The organism is Paraglaciecola arctica BSs20135 (assembly GCF_000314995.1).
GTDB lineage: Bacteria > Pseudomonadota > Gammaproteobacteria > Enterobacterales > Alteromonadaceae > Paraglaciecola > Paraglaciecola arctica.
The window spans coordinates 1-19,451 of sequence record NZ_BAEO01000040.1 but is presented as its reverse complement, the minus strand read 5'-3'; the positions used below and the strand labels follow the sequence as shown (position 1 = coordinate 19,451).

The 19,451-nt window shown below is 37.1% G+C and carries 17 protein-coding genes; 5 read left to right on the top strand and 12 right to left on the bottom strand.

Annotation, left to right across the window (positions count from 1 at the left end; genetic code table 11):
* Positions 1–63: 63 nt before the first annotated feature.
* The gene (locus tag GARC_RS13680) at positions 64–366 is read left to right on the top strand and encodes a ComEA family DNA-binding protein (protein ID WP_007621080.1); all 303 of its coding nucleotides are present in this window, start codon (positions 64–66) and stop codon (positions 364–366) included.
* 50 nt (positions 367–416) lie between these two features.
* On the opposite strand, the gene galU is transcribed toward GARC_RS13680, so the two are convergent.
* Both galU and GARC_RS13670 read right to left on the bottom strand, forming a co-directional pair.
* The gene (galU, locus tag GARC_RS13675; protein WP_007621079.1) at positions 417–1,310 is read right to left on the bottom strand and encodes a UTP--glucose-1-phosphate uridylyltransferase GalU; all 894 of its coding nucleotides are present in this window, start codon (positions 1,308–1,310) and stop codon (positions 417–419) included.
* Between the two features lies 1 nt (position 1,311).
* Positions 1,312–2,652, bottom strand: coding sequence for a UDP-glucose dehydrogenase family protein (locus GARC_RS13670; RefSeq protein WP_007621078.1), 1,341 nt, complete (start codon positions 2,650–2,652; stop codon positions 1,312–1,314).
* A 394-nt stretch (positions 2,653–3,046) separates the two neighbouring features.
* Here GARC_RS13670 and wecA point away from each other — a divergent pair, with 394 nt between their 5' ends.
* Complete coding sequence (gene wecA, locus GARC_RS13665) at positions 3,047–4,084, top strand: UDP-N-acetylglucosamine--undecaprenyl-phosphate N-acetylglucosaminephosphotransferase (RefSeq protein ID WP_007621077.1); 1,038 nt, start codon at positions 3,047–3,049, stop codon at positions 4,082–4,084.
* Positions 4,085–4,175: 91 nt separating this feature from the next.
* Here the strand turns inward: wecA and GARC_RS13660 are convergent, their stop codons facing one another.
* The 10 genes from GARC_RS13660 to GARC_RS13610 all read right to left on the bottom strand — a co-directional run bounded on the left by GARC_RS13660 (position 4,176) and on the right by GARC_RS13610 (position 15,868).
* Positions 4,176–5,249, bottom strand: a complete 1,074-nt coding sequence (locus GARC_RS13660) for a glycosyltransferase family 4 protein (protein ID WP_007621076.1) — start codon at positions 5,247–5,249, stop codon at positions 4,176–4,178.
* Positions 5,246–6,334, bottom strand: coding sequence for a polysaccharide pyruvyl transferase family protein (locus GARC_RS13655; RefSeq protein WP_007621075.1), 1,089 nt, complete (start codon positions 6,332–6,334; stop codon positions 5,246–5,248). Before GARC_RS13655 ends, GARC_RS13660 begins: the two co-directional genes overlap by 4 nt.
* A gap of 4 nt (positions 6,335–6,338) precedes the next feature.
* Entirely contained in the window at positions 6,339–6,866 is a 528-nt protein-coding gene (locus GARC_RS13650) for an acyltransferase (protein WP_007621074.1), read from the bottom strand.
* Complete coding sequence (locus tag GARC_RS13645) at positions 6,820–8,037, bottom strand: lipopolysaccharide biosynthesis protein (RefSeq protein WP_039989653.1); 1,218 nt, start codon at positions 8,035–8,037, stop codon at positions 6,820–6,822. Before GARC_RS13645 ends, GARC_RS13650 begins: the two co-directional genes overlap by 47 nt.
* A complete protein-coding gene (locus GARC_RS13640; protein ID WP_007621062.1) occupies positions 8,027–9,139 on the bottom strand; it encodes a glycosyltransferase family 4 protein in 1,113 nt (370 codons plus the stop codon). Before GARC_RS13640 ends, GARC_RS13645 begins: the two co-directional genes overlap by 11 nt.
* Before the next feature lie 380 nt (positions 9,140–9,519).
* On the bottom strand, positions 9,520–10,179 hold the full coding sequence (locus GARC_RS27725) for an EpsG family protein (RefSeq protein ID WP_007621058.1): 660 nt from the start codon (positions 10,177–10,179) through the stop codon (positions 9,520–9,522).
* 32 nt (positions 10,180–10,211) lie between these two features.
* Complete coding sequence (locus tag GARC_RS13625) at positions 10,212–11,024, bottom strand: glycosyltransferase (protein WP_007621056.1); 813 nt, start codon at positions 11,022–11,024, stop codon at positions 10,212–10,214.
* Complete coding sequence (locus GARC_RS13620) at positions 11,017–12,111, bottom strand: glycosyltransferase family 4 protein (protein WP_039989649.1); 1,095 nt, start codon at positions 12,109–12,111, stop codon at positions 11,017–11,019. The genes GARC_RS13625 and GARC_RS13620 overlap by 8 nt, the downstream gene beginning before the upstream one ends.
* A gap of 12 nt (positions 12,112–12,123) precedes the next feature.
* The gene (locus GARC_RS13615) at positions 12,124–13,110 is read right to left on the bottom strand and encodes a Wzz/FepE/Etk N-terminal domain-containing protein (protein WP_007621052.1); all 987 of its coding nucleotides are present in this window, start codon (positions 13,108–13,110) and stop codon (positions 12,124–12,126) included.
* 31 nt (positions 13,111–13,141) lie between these two features.
* Positions 13,142–15,868 carry a polysaccharide biosynthesis/export family protein gene (locus GARC_RS13610; protein ID WP_007621050.1) on the bottom strand — a complete coding sequence of 909 codons (2,727 nt, stop codon included), beginning with the start codon at positions 15,866–15,868 and terminating at the stop codon, positions 13,142–13,144.
* A gap of 451 nt (positions 15,869–16,319) precedes the next feature.
* On the opposite strand from GARC_RS13610, the gene GARC_RS13605 reads away from it, so the two are divergent.
* The 3 genes from GARC_RS13605 (at position 16,320) to galE (ending at position 19,229) form a co-directional block, all read left to right on the top strand.
* The gene (locus GARC_RS13605; protein WP_007621048.1) at positions 16,320–17,822 is read left to right on the top strand and encodes a peptide MFS transporter; all 1,503 of its coding nucleotides are present in this window, start codon (positions 16,320–16,322) and stop codon (positions 17,820–17,822) included.
* Between the two features lie 85 nt (positions 17,823–17,907).
* On the top strand, positions 17,908–18,216 hold the full coding sequence (locus GARC_RS13600; protein ID WP_007621046.1) for a DUF6170 family protein: 309 nt from the start codon (positions 17,908–17,910) through the stop codon (positions 18,214–18,216).
* On the top strand, positions 18,216–19,229 hold the full coding sequence (gene galE, locus GARC_RS13595; RefSeq protein ID WP_007621044.1) for a UDP-glucose 4-epimerase GalE: 1,014 nt from the start codon (positions 18,216–18,218) through the stop codon (positions 19,227–19,229). Before GARC_RS13600 ends, galE begins: the two co-directional genes overlap by 1 nt.
* Positions 19,230–19,451 lie beyond the last annotated feature (222 nt).

Sequence of the window (19,451 nt, the reverse complement as noted above, 5' to 3'; positions counted from 1 at the left end):
GTTTCTACTATGTTTATTTTGATGTAATTGCATCAAATGGAATTAACTATAAGGAACTTATTTATGAAAAAACTCATCTTTGTATTATTACTTTCCAGCGTATTTCTGACTACTTCAAGCAGCTTAGCATTTGCCGATACCGCAAAAACTAAAATGAGTCAAAAACAAATGACTCAAGTCGATTTGAATACAGCAACTTTAGAGCAATTAGTGACTCTGCCAGGAGTTGGCAAGAAAAAGGCAGCAGCCATTATCGAATATCGCACAAAGAATGGTAAGTTTAAATCTGTAGACGAGCTGGTAAATGTAAAGGGTGTAGGTAAAAAGATGCTTGCGAAGTTAAAAGGGCAAGTAAAAACAAGTTAGCTATCAGTTAAAATTTAGGCCGCTTATTATCACAATAAGCGGCCTGTTTATTACAGCTTTAAGTCTTTTAGAAATGACTTAAATTCCTCTCCCAATTCAGGGTGACGCAAAGCATACTCAACGTTCGCAGTCATATAGCCTAATTTGCTACCACAGTCATGGCTTCTGCCTTTCATATAATAAGCATCCACTTGTTCTGTTTTCATTAGTGCCGCGATCGCATCAGTCAACTGAACCTCATCACCGGCACCTGGAGGAGTATATTCAAGCATATCCCAAACTTTTCCAGACAATACATAACGCCCGACTACTGCCAAATCAGATGGAGCATCTTCTAAGTCAGGTTTTTCTACCATATTGTGGATCTTACCCGACTCGCCTGGTTTTAACTCTAAACCTTCCAAATCAACTATGCCATATTTGCTGACATCATCTTGAGGGACTTGCTCAACCATAATTTGGCTAACACGGTTGGTGTTAAACTTAGCCACCATATCCGCCAAATTGTCTTTTTTAAGGTTACTTGTATATTCATCTATAATGACATCGGGAAGCACCACCGCAAAGGGAGCATCGCCCACCATAGGTCGTGCACAAAGCACAGCGTGACCTAAACCTTTAGCTACACCTTGACGAACATGCATAATAGTTACATCTTTAGGGCAAATTGCTTGTACCGCTTCAAGTAGTTGACGTTTAACCCTTTTCTCCAATGTTGCTTCAAGCTCAAAACTGGTATCAAAATGGTTTTCGATACTGTTTTTACTGGCATGGGTGACCAAGATAATTTCTTTGATCCCCGCAGCAACACATTCAGATACCACGTACTGAATAAGAGGCTTATCCACTACAGGTAACATTTCTTTAGGAATAGCTTTAGTAGCTGGTAACATTCTTGTTCCCAATCCCGCTACTGGTATAACTGCTTTTTTTACTTGACCCATATTAATGTCCTTTAACTGATAAACCGCGACCGATAGCATAATAATGCAATCCGTATTCCATCATGAGTTTTGGCTCAAATAAATTACGCCCATCAAACAATAAAGGCATAGACAACTTCTGTTTCATCATCTCAAAATCTGGCGCTCTAAACGCTTGCCATTCGGTGCAGATCACCAAAAAGTCTGCGCCTTCTAATGCAGCCTCTTTAGTGCCCATTAGCGTCAGGTCATTGCGGCTACCATAAATACGCTGAGTCTCTTCCATCGCTTCTGGATCATAAGCTTTAACACTGGCACCCGCGGCCCAGAGTTTTTCCATAAGCACACGGCTTGATGCCTCGCGCATGTCATCAGTATTAGGTTTAAATGATAACCCCCACAGTGCTACAGTTTTACCTTTTAAATCACCAGAAAAATGGCGTGAAATATACTCAAATAACTTCTCTTTTTGCGCATAATTAACTTCTTCAACGGCTTCCAATACCCGCGCGGTATAACCTGCAGCTGTTGCACTACGAGCAAGCGCTTGCACATCTTTGGGGAAACATGAACCGCCATAACCACAGCCAGGATAAATAAATTGATAACCAATGCGCGGGTCAGAGCCTATTCCACGGCGCACATTTTCAATATCGGCTCCAAATACTTCTGCAAGATTCGCCATCTCATTCATAAAACTAATTTTAGTTGCCAACATGCAATTAGCCGCATATTTAGTTAGCTCGGCGCTACGAATGTCCATCACAATAATTTTGTCGTGATTTCGGTTAAAGGGTGAATACAACTCACGGAGTTTCTTCTCAGCAGCTTCGCTATCTGTACCTAAAATGATACGGTCAGGACGCATACAGTCATTTACTGCAGCCCCTTCTTTCAAAAATTCAGGGTTAGATACCACATCATAAGTTACAGACTTGCCAGAGTCAGCTAAAGTAGCAGCAATCTTAGCCTTCACTTTATCCGCAGTACCAACAGGCACAGTTGACTTATTAACCACTATTTTATGAGACCGCATATGTGTTGCAACGGTCTCAGCCACTGCTAATACATACTTAAGATCAGCCGAACCATCTTCATCAGGAGGTGTGCCTACAGCAATAAAAATCACCTCACCATGTTCAACACCACGAGCCGCATCAGTCGTAAAATCAATTCTACCTGCTTCATAGTTAGACTTAACTAAAGGCGTCAAACCTGGTTCAAAAATAGGAATGAGCCCTTCTTTCAACCGGTCGACTTTGTTTTGGTCTATGTCAATACACAAAACATCGTGACCCACCTCAGCCATCACTGCGGCTTGTACCAAGCCTACATAACCGATTCCAAATACTGCTACTTTCATCTAACTAAGATCCCTTAATTTAATTCTTGGCAAATCAAGTATAAATATACATTGTGAAATATAAATTATAAGAGCAAAAACACTATCTAAACGCAAGCTCCGACTTATTAAATAACCTAAAGTCTGCTTAATATTTGCCACTTACTGACATTAATTGCAATAGTAACTGTTTGTTATAATGCCTTTATACACAGTTGCGCTGAATCTAACGGGATTTTGATAATAAATTTCACCGCAAATCATCATTGCTCGGGAATTATAATTGCCCTTAAAGAGATTATGATTTATGTATTTCTAGTTTGAATTCAAAGCTCTATTAACTTAGAATAGGCCATGACTTAATTTATTGTCACAAATAGGGATTTCCCTTTACTTTAATCCAAGGGATTGCGTCTTGTTCTTTAATCTTTTTTCATTTTTCATCTCTTTTATGGCCGTTTTTGGCTTTATCCTAGTGTTGCGTCCAATTGCTAACAACGTAGGTCTGTTAGACAAACCAGGTCCAAGAAAACAACATTTAGGAAATATACCTTTAATTGGTGGCTTAGCTATCTATGCATCAATAACAATATGTAGCTTTGTACTTACTCCTTTTGATTCACACTATAAAATGTATCTGATCTCCACTTCTTTTATGGTACTTATTGGTGTTTTGGATGATTACCACGACATTGATGCTAAGTTGCGCCTGATTGCTCAATGCTTAGTTGGTTCTTTAATGGTATTTGGTTCTGATTTGTATATACATGAATTAGGGACTTTATTTAGCAACGAAGTAATAGAACTAGGGGCCTTTGGACCGATATTTACGGTGTTAGCTGTTGTAACCTGCATAAATGCTTTTAACATGTCAGATGGCGTTGATGGCTTAGTTGGCGCTATCAGCCTAAATACTTTTATATCCATTGGTGTTTTGGTGATTTATGGAGGGGCTAATTTTGATAATTCCTTCACATCCATTTTGGTCGGGGCTGTATTAGCTTTTATGTTCTTTAATTTTGGAACATTTAAAGATCGCCGCTACAAAATATTTATGGGTGACGCTGGCAGCATGTTAATGGGGTTAACTGTAATTTGGTTAATAACATTCACAACCCAAAGCAGCCAACCATTGATGCGCCCAATTACCGCAGTCTGGATAATAGCGGTACCTTTAATTGATATGTTTTCAGTTATGTTGAGAAGAATACTCTCTGGAAATTCTCCCTTACAGGCAAACAGAGATCATTTGCATCACTTAATTCTATCCAAAGGATACAGCAATTCGAATACAACACTTATCATTGGCGGGCTAAGTGCATTATTGTGTAGTATCGGTATTCTATCTGAGTTGATGGGTATTTCTGAAAAGTTGATGACAAGCATATTTATTGCACTTTTTATCTTTTATAGTTTTACAATTATAAAAATTGATAAAAAACAATTACGGTAACCGAGAATCTGCTGATTAAATGGAATCGGGCTTTAGCTTTAATAATTAAATATAAAGGTAAAATGTCACAAAAAAAGTGAAAGGTTTAAAATTAAGTTTTATTAATATAAAAATCAATATATTCATCAACTTGCCTAACGATACAATATTTAGTTTTATACCTTTCGAAATGTTCTGCAGTGATCGTATGTAATCTATTAATTAGCATTAAAATAGCGTTACTTAAGGAAACAACGTCACCTTGTTGAAATACCTCTCCCGCCACGCCATCCCCCAAAATAAACTTTGGGGCACCAGCATCCGTAATAACAATAGGCGTAGAGCTTAATAAGGATTCAACTGTTACCATGCTAAAAGACTCATAATCCGAGGGAATAACGCATATATCAGCCCAGAGAAACAAAGTAGAGGGGTCTAAAACATGTGTACTAATATCAATGTTTTTGCCCCAATTTGAATCAGTACTCATTAATTTTTCAGCTAATAATAAGCATTTTTGATAATAATTTTTGTCTTCAGGGTGTTTATTATTTACAGCCCCAACCATTTTACACTCAATGTTAAATGGCAAAGCAGATAGAGCACTTATAAGTAAATCTTGTCGCTTTATTTTCTGAAATCGCCCTAGGCATAAAATTTTGATACAACTATCGTTAGGTTTGCTTTGCTTTAGCCTGATTAATTTATCAAAAAGAGGAGAGCCAACACTCAACTCGACTACGTTAGCTTTATCTTTCCAAAACCCCACAGTGTTTTTCACGTCAAGGGAAACACAAGTCACATTCTTAACAAACAAACGGCTAACAAGACCCTTTAGAAAACTCCTGCATTCCCAATAACCATGTATGGTCCATATCTTTTTCCCTTTAAATAAAAGGAATTTAGTGATGACATTTGAAGAATAAAAATGAATATAATCAAACTGTTCTGGATAGGGTTTAATTTGTCGCCAAAATAAAGGAAAAAATGAAAACCATCCTCTTTGCAATAACTTAGGCTCTTCAATGATGGTTACGTTGGAAGGTAATAAACTAAATATTTTTGCATCTTTTGGAGCTGAAATATAAACATCGATACCTCGTATCAGATATTCATGAATAACATTAGCCAAATTAATTTCACCACCACCTAAGATAGTTTGCTCTGTGACAAATAAAACTTTCATAATTCTATTTTTAACAAAAATTTATCAATTTCGGGTTTCCATTCATTCCAATTGATATTGGTTTGTCTGATATGCACCCCATCCCCCACTATTATTTTGGGAATATCTTGCAAACCAACCATTTTCAAAAACTCCTCAGCTTTAAAGTGATAAATAATGGGTAAGAAATCAATTTTACTGGCATATGCCATTATATTTCCGTGTAATCGGAAACTAAAAACACCTTTTGATTCAGAAATATCGGTTAAAGCACTTCTATGGTCGGGGTGAGCTTTAATGACTACGTGTTCTAAGTTTTCGATCTCTTTTGCAAATTTAACAATCAATTCTTGTTCTGAATCGGGTTGGAAAAAAACCACAACCACATCGATAGAAAGGCTATTTAAATAGTTAAGGGTTTTTATATAACAATCAAATAAGTCATCCCATTTTGTAGTGTCAGTGCCAAATTTTTTATTTTTAAAATACATAGCGGGTACAAAAATAATTTGGTTTTTAACTTGGTTAGTGCTTTTATATTTAGAACAATCCATATAGGCAACAGGATCAGCATCTAACCTTGTTTCGCCTGAAAACATGAGTTTATTCTTAAGGGTATCCAAAGACACTTGGTCTCGGACATATGCAAAATCAATACACGACCGAAAAGTTAACGATGCAAATTTAGTACGAATTGGGTTATTAAACGGACCAATTCCAACCCCCCAAAGATTACAACGGGCACCACATATTTTTGAAAACAAAATTTGCCCTAGCCAACCAATATTTCTACTTTGCCAGTCTGATAAAAAACCACCACCACCAACATAAAGTTTCTTAGCTCGCATTAAAACGTACAAGGTTTTCAGCAAATCTAAGGTAATGACTGACTTTACTAATTGTTTGAAGTCATTGGGGAATTGGTAGCAGGATATAACGTCTGGAAATAACTCTGAGGTCTTAGACGGCTTCACGCCTAAAACCACTATTTCATTATTACTGTCACTTTCACTTTTTAACTTTTGAATGATCGCTTCTAATATAGCTTCATCACCAAAATTATTAGGGCCATACCAACCAGATATCACGGTATATTTCTTAAACATATCCCTAATCTTTCCATTTTTGTTTTAAATAAAATTGCTCATTGTTAACTAACTCTGCAAAGTTTGAACAAGCCCTTTGCTTAATTAGTTTCGCTGGATTTCCACCTACAACGCTTAACGCCTCCACATCCTTAGTTACTACACTTCCCATTGCCACTATAGAACCCTCACCAATGGTCACACCAGGGCATATCATCACATTATCCCCAATCCAAACGTGAGAACATATTTTCACAGGCTTCAAAATGGTTATTTTATCGTAAGGCAACAGCTCACAATTTTCATAGTTATGATTACTGCTATGTATAGTAATTCGGGGGCCAATGATCACATTACTTTCAATCTTTATACCGCCTGTAGCCCATATAGAAGAATTGGGTCCAATATAAATATAATCACCCAACTCAAGGCCCTTTCTATCGCCAATTTCAAACCCTTTTGATATTTCAATATTGGCGCCAAACAACTTCACATCTCTTTTCAGTTTAATTAACCTCAAATGATGCTTTAATTTTCCTAAATATCTGAACATTATGTGACCTTACATACTTCAAGGTAAAAACAAGAGAAAAAACATGTGCACTAAATATAGCCATTGCCACATATACCGGTGAATAAGCAGCCAATAATGAAGATAAACCATAAATAATAATTAGCTGGATAATATTCATTTTGAACAATATTGAAGCCTTTTCAGCTCGTAATAATAACGCATTAATAGGGTTAGTTATTACTCCTGTACTGTAAGCACAGATAAGGATCAACATAATATAATTCGCTGAAGTACTAATATCGCCATAAAGGTTGGAATACACAGTGGGAGCCATAATTAACATAATGATACTGACAGGCAAGAACATCAAAAAAGCTTTACACACCTCGCGCATATAACCAGGCCAGCCATTAATAGTATACTGTTTTATTTTAGTCATAAACATATGAGAAAATGATGTGGAAACTAACGAGATCCCCAAAGCGATCGCCTTCACTTTAAAAAACTCAGCTAACCATTCATCAGAAATCCCACCTAAAATGATAGCATCAACTCTCAACATTAGAACAACAGCGAGTGCTGATAAAAAATATAACATTGATTTTTTCAAAGATGAGTTTAATAAACCGTCATGCCTCTCTAGGGATATTTTTTGTTTTTTCCAAAAACCAAACACTAAAACAAAAGCCAAATTGACAATACAACCAATTATCAACCAATCCATATATGGTTGACTTGAAGCATCAAACACTAAAAATAGAAACAATATTGAAAAATGCGTAATAACTCGGCCATAAAATACAATCAAAAAGAACCTCATATCACCTTTGCCTTGAAGGGAGTATGCGATTGAATTAGAAAGTGATGTGGTTATTACGTAAAATAAAAAGTAAGGCAATATATCTAAAGGTATATTGTATAAACTAGCTAGAGCATCCCAAAAAAGTGCGAATAAAACCAGCGAGCTAACGATAGCTGAAAGTTTAATAATAAGAACATATCTATCTACCCCCTTATTTGAGCGTGAAACTATTAACTGATTACAACCAAAATCCATACACACTATTGTAATAGCGGTTAGGGCAATAACTTTAGAAAACAGGGCAATTTCTGAGTCCGCAAACTGAGTAGAAATCAAAAGCACACACAAAAAATTTACACCTTGTGCAGCCGCCCCTGAACTCATTACTTTAAGAAGATTAAAAAACATGAGGTTGTTTTATACGTTTATAAATACGCTCATATTTATTAGCAGTAACATCCCAAGTCAGTCGGTTCTGAACATAGGTTCTAGCAGATATTGCCACGGTTTCAGATAACTGGGGATTGGAAGCTAATCCAATGATTTTTTTGATGAAATCTTCGACACTCTGAGCTTCAAAATAATCAATCTCAGCCTTAAGTCCTGTGCCAATAACAGATTCACGTGTAGCAATAATGGGCAAACCAATACCTGCGGCTTCAATTATTTTATTTTTGATGCCAGCGCCACTTTGAATAGGACAAATATATAGGTCGTATTTACGCAACTCTGCATATAAATCATCCACAAAACCTAAAAAACTTATATTTTGACATTCATTCTTCATGCTTGTTGCAACACGCCCTATCGCATAACACCTTAGCACTGGATTACATATCTTATCGATCACTCGAAGGGCTTCAATGTTTGGTTTATAGGTTAAGTCTCCATGAAAAACCAAAGATACGGCATCTTTGTTTATGGCATAATTCTGCTTGGGTAATTCAGGTAAGTTAATGCCATTTTCAACCGTATATGCCTTAATTCCAGTGAGTAATTGAAAATACCTAGCGTCTCTTTTGGATACAAAAGACACTAAGGCTCCAGACAACCTAGAGTATGCTTGCAATTTTTTATAACACTCTATTCTTTTTAGAATATAAAAAGGCGTGCCTTTTTTATATGCATGCCTTTTGCTATGTATTATTCCATTATCAATAAGGTTTAATAGTGATTTGTTTTTAATTTCATTAGAAAGTAATGGCCACATCAGAGCGAATGATGCCCCCATAAAATGAATAACATCAAAGTTCTCATGACAACCATTTATTTTTGAGTTTAATTCCTTAAAAAACTTACTTTTTAACCAGTCCTGAACACCTCCCTTTCCTATGAATATATAACTCAATAAACGAAGTAGGTAGGAGTATTTAGTCATTGAATGACTTAGAGATAAATTTTTGTATGTAACACTAGCAGAAGATAACTTTAATAAATTACAACCAATTTTAGAAACGCCATCGGCGTTTTCATCTATTAAAGGCTTAAGTGTTACGATTAGAATTTTCATTTAAGTCTCAATGATAAATTTGACAGGGAGGTAAGCCTCTTGAAAAGACTCTTGTAAAAAGTACCTTAATGCCAGTATTAAATAGACGCCAATAACAGAGATAAGCACCAGCCTTTTTTGTTTAATTCTTGTATTAAAAATCAACACTGGTAGCAACAAACAAGGATAAATAGAAAACAATAAAGTTAACCGAGAGATTAAAGGTATTGAAAGAGATACGGCCGACAGACAAAAATACGCAATACTAAATAGATATAAGCTTGCATGAGTTTTATCTTCCAGCACTCTTTTATTAGCGGTTAGTAGTAAACCAGCGAGTATTAAATAGCTGATAATATAGCCCAAACCGCTCCCAGGTTCGGCACTAAAAATAGCTCTATCTAAAAGGTGGCTATACACATTCGAATATTCAGTACAAATATAATAACTGTTTCAAACCCCCCCATCTTCCCAAGAACATAAAACATCAAAGGTAAAATAATCAACCACAACTTGTTATGAATGTATTTAGGTATAAACAAAAGCAAAACATACACTAACGCAGAATAATGAAACAATGTTGCCACTGCCACTACCGCTATATATTTCAATCTATGATTCAAAACAAAATATTGGAAGCCACAAAAAACAATAGCAACGGCAATGGTTTGTCTTATGAAACTCAATGATGTTATGAAATTTTCATTCCACAGAACAATAAACAGCAGACTAAGCAAAATATATTTGGTGTTTTTATATACACCTAAAGAAACCAAAAATGTATACATAAAACTATAAAAAGCCACAAGAAATTGAAAGTCAGCATCAAAATAAATAAACAAATTTTGGATAAGGGAATAACCTAACTCAAAACTAACTAATTCACCTCTCGATGATGCGTAATAGAAAGTTTGATAGGAATAATAATCTGGACCAATTCCGTACCTTAAGGCACTAAACACAAAAAGAAATAAGGACTGAAATATAAAAAAAATGTAAATATTTACATTTAATCTGCCCCTTTTAAAACTATAACTAGCAAGGGTTGTCGCGATAACCATAAAATATAAGGCAAAATACCAAGACACAATAATTAACGCGCAAATCTATATAGCATTTTTTTGACAAAAGCGGGGGAAACCCTCACTCCATAGATTAAAACGGCAAAAAACACTGCTTTTATAGTAGATATATTTAATTTTTTTCCTGCGTACAATCTAGCGTTAAAATCATTTTTTGCTTTTTTTACGCCCCTTCTAGAATAAAACTCACTATTAACCCTAAAATCTAATAATGCTTCATCTATGTTTGCAAACTTAATCCCAGCAGCTAATAAGTCGACCCATAAATAATAATCTTGGGTATTTTTTAAAGCGTTTTTATACCTATATCCATCCTCAAAAACCTTGCCACGAAACATCACAGTAGGATGATTAAAAGGACATTTTTTTAAAATATTTGCAGACAGGATTTTATGCTCAGTTTCCATAGATTTATAACAGACGAATTGTCCTAGAGCATCAATTTCATTGACACTCGAACCTAGCACCCCAACATCGGTAAATTCATCTAAAAATTTAACTTGTTGATCTAGCCTATTAGGGGCACTCACATCATCCGCATCCATTCTTGCTATGTATTTATAATGATTAACCACTTTATCTATTAATTCATTAAGCCTATAAGCTAAACCTAAATTAGTACTGTGATAAAAAACAGAAATATTGGCGATGTTTTTTTGGTAATCGGAGAGTATAACTTTTATGGGTTCAGGCACTGTTCCATCTACTGCGATGTAAAGAGAGCAGTTTTTATAGGTTTGATTTATTATACTATCCAAAGCCATAACTAAATATTTTGGGTTATCTTGCTCATAAACTGACATAATAACAGCGACATTATTCATCAATGCATTTCTTTAAATTAAATTGGCTAAACAAATCATCACCGCTAAAATATTTAGCTGACAAATCCCTATTACGACATATCTCTTGGGTAGAAAATGACTTTTCTATAGCTTTAGATAATAAAACATCATCTCCAACACCAAACAATTCCATATCAAACTCATCCAGCCCACAAATTTCATTAAAGATATCAATATCGGAAGCTACAATCCTCAAATTAGCACTCATGGCCTCCAACAGAGCCATTGGCATACCTTCAGTCAAAGATGTCATAACAAAAGCATCGGCACATTTATAATATTTCTCTGGAAAAGAAACAAAGCCCGGCATGATATAATTGCTTTGTTCCTTCAATTCATTCTGCACATCAGCCTTGAGAGGACCGTCACCTAAAAACACAAAAAAATATTTGTCTTCATCCAAACGGCGGATAGCTCGCGCTAAGGATAAAGGGTCTTTGATTTCAGTCATATGCCCACAAAAAACAACTACTTTTTTATTTGCAGGAATGCTTAAAGAAGCCAACAAATTTAATTTGCTTACTTCACTTTGGGCTGGTTTAAAAGCCATGCTGTCAATAAAGTTATAGGCAACTTTTGTATTCAAAGCGCCATAGGATTGCAATACATTCTCTACATTTATAGAGACACATAACTTAATTACATTGTCATTTTTAAACACAAATTGATTATGTAAAAAAAACATAATGCGCCCTTTAAAATTACCATATCTATTAACATAGTCTTTATAAGGTTCATTATGAATTGTAGCGTAATGATTTAATGGGCGGAACAAACCAACTATCGAGACTAATATATCTGCCCTAATGCCATGAGTATTGATTACCACATAGTGAGACTTGGTGAGTTCCTTAATAGCTTTCATTAGGATGTTTTTTTTAAAAAACTTTAGGTTACAACCTAATGCAGAAAATTTATCATGGATCGAGCTATTCTTAGTAGCCTCTAAACGGAGACTAACTAAACTAATATCAAAAAAATCAGATAACTTTCTAGCGTAATTCAAAATGACATTTGTAGGTCCACTTTTTCTATATTCAGAGGAAATGATTAATATTTTTTTCATTATTTTACAAAGTCATCGAATAGAAAAATACCGAATTAATACGACAAGTACCGACAATATTCCAGCCAACAACACTGCCAACATCACAATCAAAGCCCTTTGGGGCTTAAATTTCATTTCAGGTACAATAGCTGGATCGATAGTTTTAAATACATACTCATCTCTTACTTCGGCAAACATCAATATTTTAGCCTGCTCTTCTATCAGCTGGTAAAGCAAGGTTTTTTGTTCGACAATATTGGTTTCAGCAATTTGCGCATGCAGATAATCAATACTCCGTTGCGCTTCTTCTTTTTCACGCACTTTCATTACTAAGTTAATATCTTCAACTAACCAATCCACCCAATTTTTGGCCACCATAGGGGAGACATGTTCAATGCTTATGACAATCATCCCTGACTCCTTGTTTTGATCAATTGAGAACAACTTATCAAACTCTTTTTTAGCTTCCTGCATAGAGGGCTTAGGATTTTTTGGAGGTTTGACTTCTCTTGTCCATTCAGCTCTTTCAGGTAAATAAATCTCGTGGTTGTAGATTAGGGTATTACTCGTTAGCTCCCAATCTATAGCCGCCATTAAATCTGGCAGGATATCGTGCTTATCAACAAACTTGGCAAAAAACGCCCTAGATTTTAAGACTTCTATAGCTAGAGATGTTTTATCTGCTTTACCACCATCAAGATTAACACCTGCTAGCGATGCCAAGCCACCAAACTGGCCAGCTAAACCGGCAATACCACCTTGCTGCTCTTCATTAGCAGGAGCAAGTAATGCCTCTGATTTATATATGTTAGCTAGGCTTAAAGCATAAAAAACTGAGGCAATGGCGAATATTGCAGTTACTGCAATAATTATCCATTTGCCGCGCCAGATCACAGCCCAGATTTCTAACAAATCTATCTCCTCGTCCGCATTATTTTGTGACTTATACATTTCTGGCGATAGTGCAACAAATTGCACGTTATCAGTTGATTGCTGGCTGCTCTGCTTATCAGTCATCTTACTCACTCGAATAAATATTTAACAAAAACTACAAACTGCCAATTGCAGCCACGGAAATAGCCAACTGATATAGGATTTGCGTTGCATTAGTCCACAATGTCATATTATCGATATTATCTGAATCAAAGGGCACCACTATAGTATCGCCAGGCATAATTGAAATATTGTCCTGCTCTTCTGAAAACCAAAATCCATTATTGTTACCAGGAATACTAACTGCGCCGTTTGCTCTAATAATGTAAGTGCGTTCTTTATCTGCGAGTGCTCGGTACCCGCCACTTTGGGATATATAAGATTCATATGATTGGCCATCCGTATAAAGGTGAGAGGTAGGAACATACACTTCACCAATTACATTTACAGACTGACGGCGCACTTGAACATATAAGGCATCACCGTCTTCTAAAATCACATTTGTTGTCGCCTTACCTTGAATTATTTTATTCAAATCAATAACTAAACGTCCTACAGCTTCTGCACTAGTTAAGTCATTCAACAATTTTCGTGCCTCATCGTAACTGACAATACTGCCTGCGCCGGATTGTCTGCGTAAGCTTTCTGATGCTATCTGCTTACGTAACTCTTGGCCCAAGGCACGTAAATTTTTGCGCTCTTGTTCTCTTAATGTTTCTCGAGTAAAAATCACAGAGTCAGGATCTCCGAACTCAGTTAGCCCTCCTACCCTTTTGACTAAATCAGCTAATGTTTCACCTCTGCGAATGGTATATTCACCAGGAAATTCCACTTCACCTTTAACAACAACGGTTAACTCTTCTTGCCAAGAAGGAACAGCGAAAATATTAACGCGATCCTTACTTTTTAGATAAAGCTTGTTGGCACCATCACTACTGAGCACTTCAAAAGGTTTAAATTCAATATGTTCTACTTCGGCTGACCCATTGGCATTGATCTTTGTGCGAGTAATTTCAGATTGTTGCGAATATGATGCTTCGGTGAGCCCCCCAGCGGCCTTTATAAGGTCTCTTACCGTGGCATTTTCTGAAAGTGGATAAATCCCAGGTACCTTGACTTCTCCAGCAACGTCCACCAATTTTATGGGCTTACCATATCGAGCTTGCTGTTTAAGTTTTGCGATGACAGGTGACAACATGCGTTTTCGTGAGAAGTACGTAGAATCTTTAAATTCCAATACTTTTTTTCGTTCGGCTTCGCTTAATTCGATAATAGACTGACTTTGCATATCCATTTTTGTGTCGTCATATTTACCTGCTTGGTTTTCAACTTTCGTCAAACCAACAGATCTCCAGAATAACTTCTCTTCAATTCTGGCCTGCCATAGCTCTTTATCTTTTTGTGCGAGTTCTGTAGCTGTATATCCTAAATCTTCGAGTTTAATATCCCCTAAAACTTCACTTTCAACTTTTGAAAACACCAATATTTTATCATTGCGCTGCAATAATAAATTTTGGCTAACATCTAGCTCGGTGAGATCGACCTGCAATACATCCAAATCATGTTGGTTTTCGCTTTCCCTTAATATCAATACATAGCTTAAATCTGCTGATTCTAATAAATCTCTCTGTGTATCACCCAGTAAAGAATGGATACTTAAACTTTTATGCCATTGATATTTACCCGGTCTCGCTACCGCACCTATAACAGAAATAGAATCAGACACAAAAGGCGATATTTCGGGAATAACAATTTGATCACCATTAAGCACTTCAAGATTTTGTGTTTGTTGATCAACCGTTAACTGAACTTGTTTACCATCGATAAAACGCTTAATACTGACAGCTTGCTCATAACCATTAGCTAATGCACCGCCGGCAAGTTTAAGTACATCAGATAAGGATTCACCACCTTTTAACTCATAAATAGCCGGGCGTCTTACTTGTCCATCAACCGTCACAGTGTTGCTAACTGTCGGAATAAACACTACGTCGCCGGATTGTAATAAAAGATCCTTTCTGGTGTCTCCCGAGTTTAATAATTCATATAAATCTAGAGTTTCAACCAGTCGACCCGCTCGTTTTAGTTGAATGTTTCTTAATGAAGCAATATCGCTAACTCCACCACTTACAAATAAAGCATGGGTAATGGTGGATAAAGAACTGACACTATATGAGCCTGGTTTAAAAGCCTCCCCCATAACAAAAACCCGCATGCTGTGTAATTCGCCCATTGTCAGGCTGACTTCAACACCGGGAATTTGAGCTTTAATTTGTTCAGACAAGAAGCTTTTCGCTTCTGAAAAACTCTTGGTAGCAATTGAAATTGGGCCCAATTTGGGCACCATAACATTACCATCCCTTCCGACCTTTAATCTGTGCTCAGCATTTTCTTTACCATACAGCTGCAACACTAACTCGTCGCTAGGACCGATAATATAATTGGCAGGAACCGGTACGTTTGATGTTGGCGAAAAAGTGGAAGGTGCATTAGCAAATAAATCTTTGCCATACAATTTAAGTTCTTCGTCTTGTTCATCATTTTTCTGGTTTTCAAAATCATCCAAAGGAGCAGTGGGATTCCCAAACTCATCAAACATTGTGCCCCTAGGATAAGCCTGGTTATTTTGCTGACTTTCACCGTCTGAAGCGGAGCTGGAGTCAGATAAACCCGATATTTTAGATAGATCAACGCCCATTTGAGCAGCCAGAGCCTCCTGTTGTGCTTTAGGAAGACGTGAAAACTGCTCAATTTGCTGAGCGGTTTGAGCTAGAGCGTTAAAAATATGTAGGGGAGTGATTAAAACAAAGAAAATAATTAACCGAGATACAAGTTGCGTCATGCAGTTTCCATAAAATAAAAATTTCTACCGTTTAAAATAGATTGCTAACAAACGCCGATAGAATAACGTATTTACCTGTTGGGTGGAATGCTTCAGAAATACTTACCCTAAAAGCGTAACCCATACTAATAGCCACAGTTTATACCCTTTACTCTTATATTTTACGTATTAAATGTTTACAAATTGATACCCAACTGATCAGTCAGAGACAAATAGCAGTCATTACCAACACTGATATAAGTAGTTTTCTTGAGTTGTTGCTGTGACTCTAGTATAAACAATGCGTCCAAATGACAGGCATAGTTAGGCGTTTATTCAATTCAGACCTTTAAAACCTTTTGGACTGTATTGATAACTCACAACCTTTAGATATTTTTTAGCCTTCAGGGAGGTTTGTATCTTAAGGTTCAGCTTAACATGTCAAACATTATAAAAATAAAAGGCAGATTAAATGACGATTGAAGCAACTCAAACAAAAACAAAAGATTTTCTGGGACATCCAGGGGGGCTCTCCACACTATTTTTAACAGAAATGTGGGAGCGTATGAGCTACTACGGCATGCGCGCCATGCTAGTGCTGTTTATGACGGCATCAATGCAAGAAGGTGGGTTAGCAATCACTGTTGCTTCGGCAACTGCGATATATGGACTTTATACCGGTTCAGTATATTTAATGGGTTTACCTGGTGGCTGGATGGCTGACCGTTTAATAGGTGGTCAAAAAGCAGTATGGTACGGCGGTATCATCATAATGTTTGGTCATATTGTATTAGCCATTCCAAATGACTACACCTTTTTTATTGGCTTGATTTTAGTGGTACTAGGCACAGGTTTGCTCAAGCCTAATATTGGCGCCATGGTAGGTCAGCTATACTCAAGTGATGATCATAGACGTGACAGCGGTTACACTTTGTATTATTTAGGGATCAATTTAGGTTCTTTAATTGGTTACGGCGTTTGTGGTTATTTACGCATTAATATGGGTTGGCATTGGGCCTTTGGTGCTGCAGCTGTGGGTATGGCCATTGGTTTACTTATGTATCGCGCAACCTTACATAAACTAGAAGGTGCAGGTGCAGAACCTACGGTTAAACTTTCGCCTAAAGCTGAAAAAATCAGCTGGACTGTGATTGGTACATTTTTAGTTGGTTTGGTTGTAGTCACTTATATGTTAATGAATGGCATGATGACTTTCAGACCTGTGATTGTGGCTGAAAACTTTGCCATTATAGCCACAGTGCTGTTTTTAGGTTACTTCGCTGCAATATTTTTTTTGGGTAACAACAACCCTAACGAAAAACGTCAATTAGGCGCATTATTTTTAGTTTGTTTGGCTTCGATATTTTTCTGGACTGGTTTTGAACAGGCTGGTTCATCGCTTAACTTATTTGGACAAAACTATACCGATAGGATCATAGGCACTTTTGAGATCCCACCTGAATGGTTACAATCGGCCAATTCGTTTTTTATCATCCTTTTATCGCCTTTCTTTGCTGCTTTGTGGATTAACTTAGCCAAACGCATGATAACCCCTACTTACGGATTTAAGTGTGCCCTTGGTTTGATCATCATGGCGACAGGCTTCCTAGTGATGTTTTTTGCCGCACAAGTTGCTGCTACAGGTCTGAAAGTTGCTCCTTATTGGCTTATCGCTACTTACTTTTTGCACACTGTAGGTGAGTTATGTTTGAGCCCCGTTGCCTTATCAGCAGTGAGTAAATTATCACCTAAACGTTTTGCCGGTCAGATGATGGGAGTCTTTGTACTTACTTACTCTATCGGTAATGTGGTAGCTGGTTTATTAGCTGGGAACTTTGATCCTAATAAAGTCGAAGATATGCCTAATCTTTACTTACAAATCAGTTTATTTACTATTTCTATTGGTATTGTCATTTTCTTATTTACATTTAAGACTAAGAAATGGGAAAAACTGGCAGAACAACCTAGCAGCTAATGTAAACTAGGTATTAAAATCAATGCCCAACTAAGTCCATTGACTTAGTTGGGCTTTTTATTATTACAGACAGGTCACTCCTAATATGAAGTTATATTTTTCGACCAAAAATATCCCGCAACTACAACATTTACCTCTTACCCAAAGACTAGCAGCAATGCAATTAGCTCAAGGTAAATTAATTGGTCCTGAAAAATTATTCCTTAATGTGTTAAAAATGTTAGTCGTGATCCCCGTATTTATCTTTATAATTCAAATTGCGACAAATTGGATGGCTATTTTTTGGGCTTTGTTGGTCACATTACTTTATCCAGTGCTAGTCAAACCAGTACAGTACGCTTTGTGTGCTAAATATATTCCGCAACCTCATGCTAATTCTCAGGGAGATCCATAATGCAGACAATATTGGTTACAGGCGGGGCTGGATATATAGGTAGCCACACTGTTTTGCAGCTTTTAGAGGCAGGCAATCAAGTAATAGTGTTAGACAACCTGTGTAATTCTTCTCAGGAATCGCTCAATCGCGTTGAAGAATTAACCGGTAAAAGTACCATTTTTGTGCAGGGTGACATTCGTGATCACACCATTTTAGAATTACTTTTTTCCAAACATAAAATTAATGCGGTTATTCATTTTGCCGGATTAAAAGCGGTAGGTGAATCAGTACAAAAGCCACTCAATTATTATAACAACAATGTCTATGGCACCTTAACGTTATGCGAAGCCATGAAAAAGTTTGGCGTTAAAAACCTAGTGTTTAGCTCATCGGCAACTGTTTATGGTGATCCTGTAGAGCTTCCTCTTCGTGAAGATATGCCAACCGGTCAACCTACTAACCCTTACGGCATGTCAAAATTGATGGTTGAGTTGGTGTTACGTGACTTATACAAGTCAGACCACGACTGGAACATTGCACTGCTACGGTATTTCAACCCAGCTGGGGCCCACCCATCTGGACGCATCGGTGAAGATCCTAATGGTATTCCCAACAACCTGATGCCCTTTATAACTCAAGTCGCCACAGGAAAACGTGAGCAACTTTCTATCTATGGCAACGACTATGACACACCTGATGGTACTGGGGTCAGAGATTATATCCATGTAGAGGACTTAGCGGCTGGCCACTTAAAGGCCTTAGATAAACTATACACAGGCCCAGGCATAGTGACTTATAACCTAGGCACTGGCCAAGGCTATAGTGTCTTAGACATGGTCAAAGAGTTCGAAAAACAAAGCGGCAAAGCCATCCCCTATCAATTTGTGCCCCGCAGAGAAGGTGACGTCGCCTCTTGTTACGCCGACCCTAAAACTGCTACCAAAGCATTAGGCTGGCAGGCCACCAGAGGACTCGCAGAAATGTGCCGAGACTCATGGAATTGGCAAGCAAGTAATCCTGACGGCTACTAACAGTTTAAAAAAGATATTGAACCACAGAGGGCACGGAGAGCACAGAGGAAAAGATATTTGGATCTTAACAATCTAGTCGTTTTTCTCTGTGTAGCGAAGCGCTCTGTGTTCTCTGTGGTGAATTAGCTTTAAAAGCAAAAGATATTGAACCACGGAGGGCACAGAGGTAAAGACATTTGGATCTTAACAATCTATTCGCTTTTCTCTGTGTAGCGCTCTGTG

What these genes read in the sequence shown, in the direction of transcription:
- GARC_RS13680 (WP_007621080.1), top strand. Translation starts at nt 64, where the DNA reads ATGAAAAAACTCATCTTTGTATTATTACTTTCCAGCGTATTTCTGACT.
- galU (WP_007621079.1), bottom strand. Translation starts at nt 1,310, where the DNA reads ATGGGTCAAGTAAAAAAAGCAGTTATACCAGTAGCGGGATTGGGAACA.
- GARC_RS13670 (WP_007621078.1), bottom strand. Translation starts at nt 2,652, where the DNA reads ATGAAAGTAGCAGTATTTGGAATCGGTTATGTAGGCTTGGTACAAGCC.
- GARC_RS13660 (WP_007621076.1), bottom strand. Translation starts at nt 5,249, where the DNA reads ATGAAAGTTTTATTTGTCACAGAGCAAACTATCTTAGGTGGTGGTGAA.
- GARC_RS13655 (WP_007621075.1), bottom strand. Translation starts at nt 6,334, where the DNA reads ATGTTTAAGAAATATACCGTGATATCTGGTTGGTATGGCCCTAATAAT.
- GARC_RS13650 (WP_007621074.1), bottom strand. Translation starts at nt 6,866, where the DNA reads ATGTTCAGATATTTAGGAAAATTAAAGCATCATTTGAGGTTAATTAAA.
- GARC_RS13645 (WP_039989653.1), bottom strand. Translation starts at nt 8,037, where the DNA reads ATGTTTTTTAATCTTCTTAAAGTAATGAGTTCAGGGGCGGCTGCACAA.
- GARC_RS13640 (WP_007621062.1), bottom strand. Translation starts at nt 9,139, where the DNA reads ATGAAAATTCTAATCGTAACACTTAAGCCTTTAATAGATGAAAACGCC.
- GARC_RS27725 (WP_007621058.1), bottom strand. Translation starts at nt 10,179, where the DNA reads ATGGTTATCGCGACAACCCTTGCTAGTTATAGTTTTAAAAGGGGCAGA.
- GARC_RS13625 (WP_007621056.1), bottom strand. Translation starts at nt 11,024, where the DNA reads ATGAATAATGTCGCTGTTATTATGTCAGTTTATGAGCAAGATAACCCA.
- GARC_RS13620 (WP_039989649.1), bottom strand. Translation starts at nt 12,111, where the DNA reads ATGAAAAAAATATTAATCATTTCCTCTGAATATAGAAAAAGTGGACCT.
- GARC_RS13615 (WP_007621052.1), bottom strand. Translation starts at nt 13,110, where the DNA reads ATGACTGATAAGCAGAGCAGCCAGCAATCAACTGATAACGTGCAATTT.
- GARC_RS13610 (WP_007621050.1), bottom strand. Translation starts at nt 15,868, where the DNA reads ATGACGCAACTTGTATCTCGGTTAATTATTTTCTTTGTTTTAATCACT.
- GARC_RS13605 (WP_007621048.1), top strand. Translation starts at nt 16,320, where the DNA reads ATGACGATTGAAGCAACTCAAACAAAAACAAAAGATTTTCTGGGACAT.
- GARC_RS13600 (WP_007621046.1), top strand. Translation starts at nt 17,908, where the DNA reads ATGAAGTTATATTTTTCGACCAAAAATATCCCGCAACTACAACATTTA.
- galE (WP_007621044.1), top strand. Translation starts at nt 18,216, where the DNA reads ATGCAGACAATATTGGTTACAGGCGGGGCTGGATATATAGGTAGCCAC.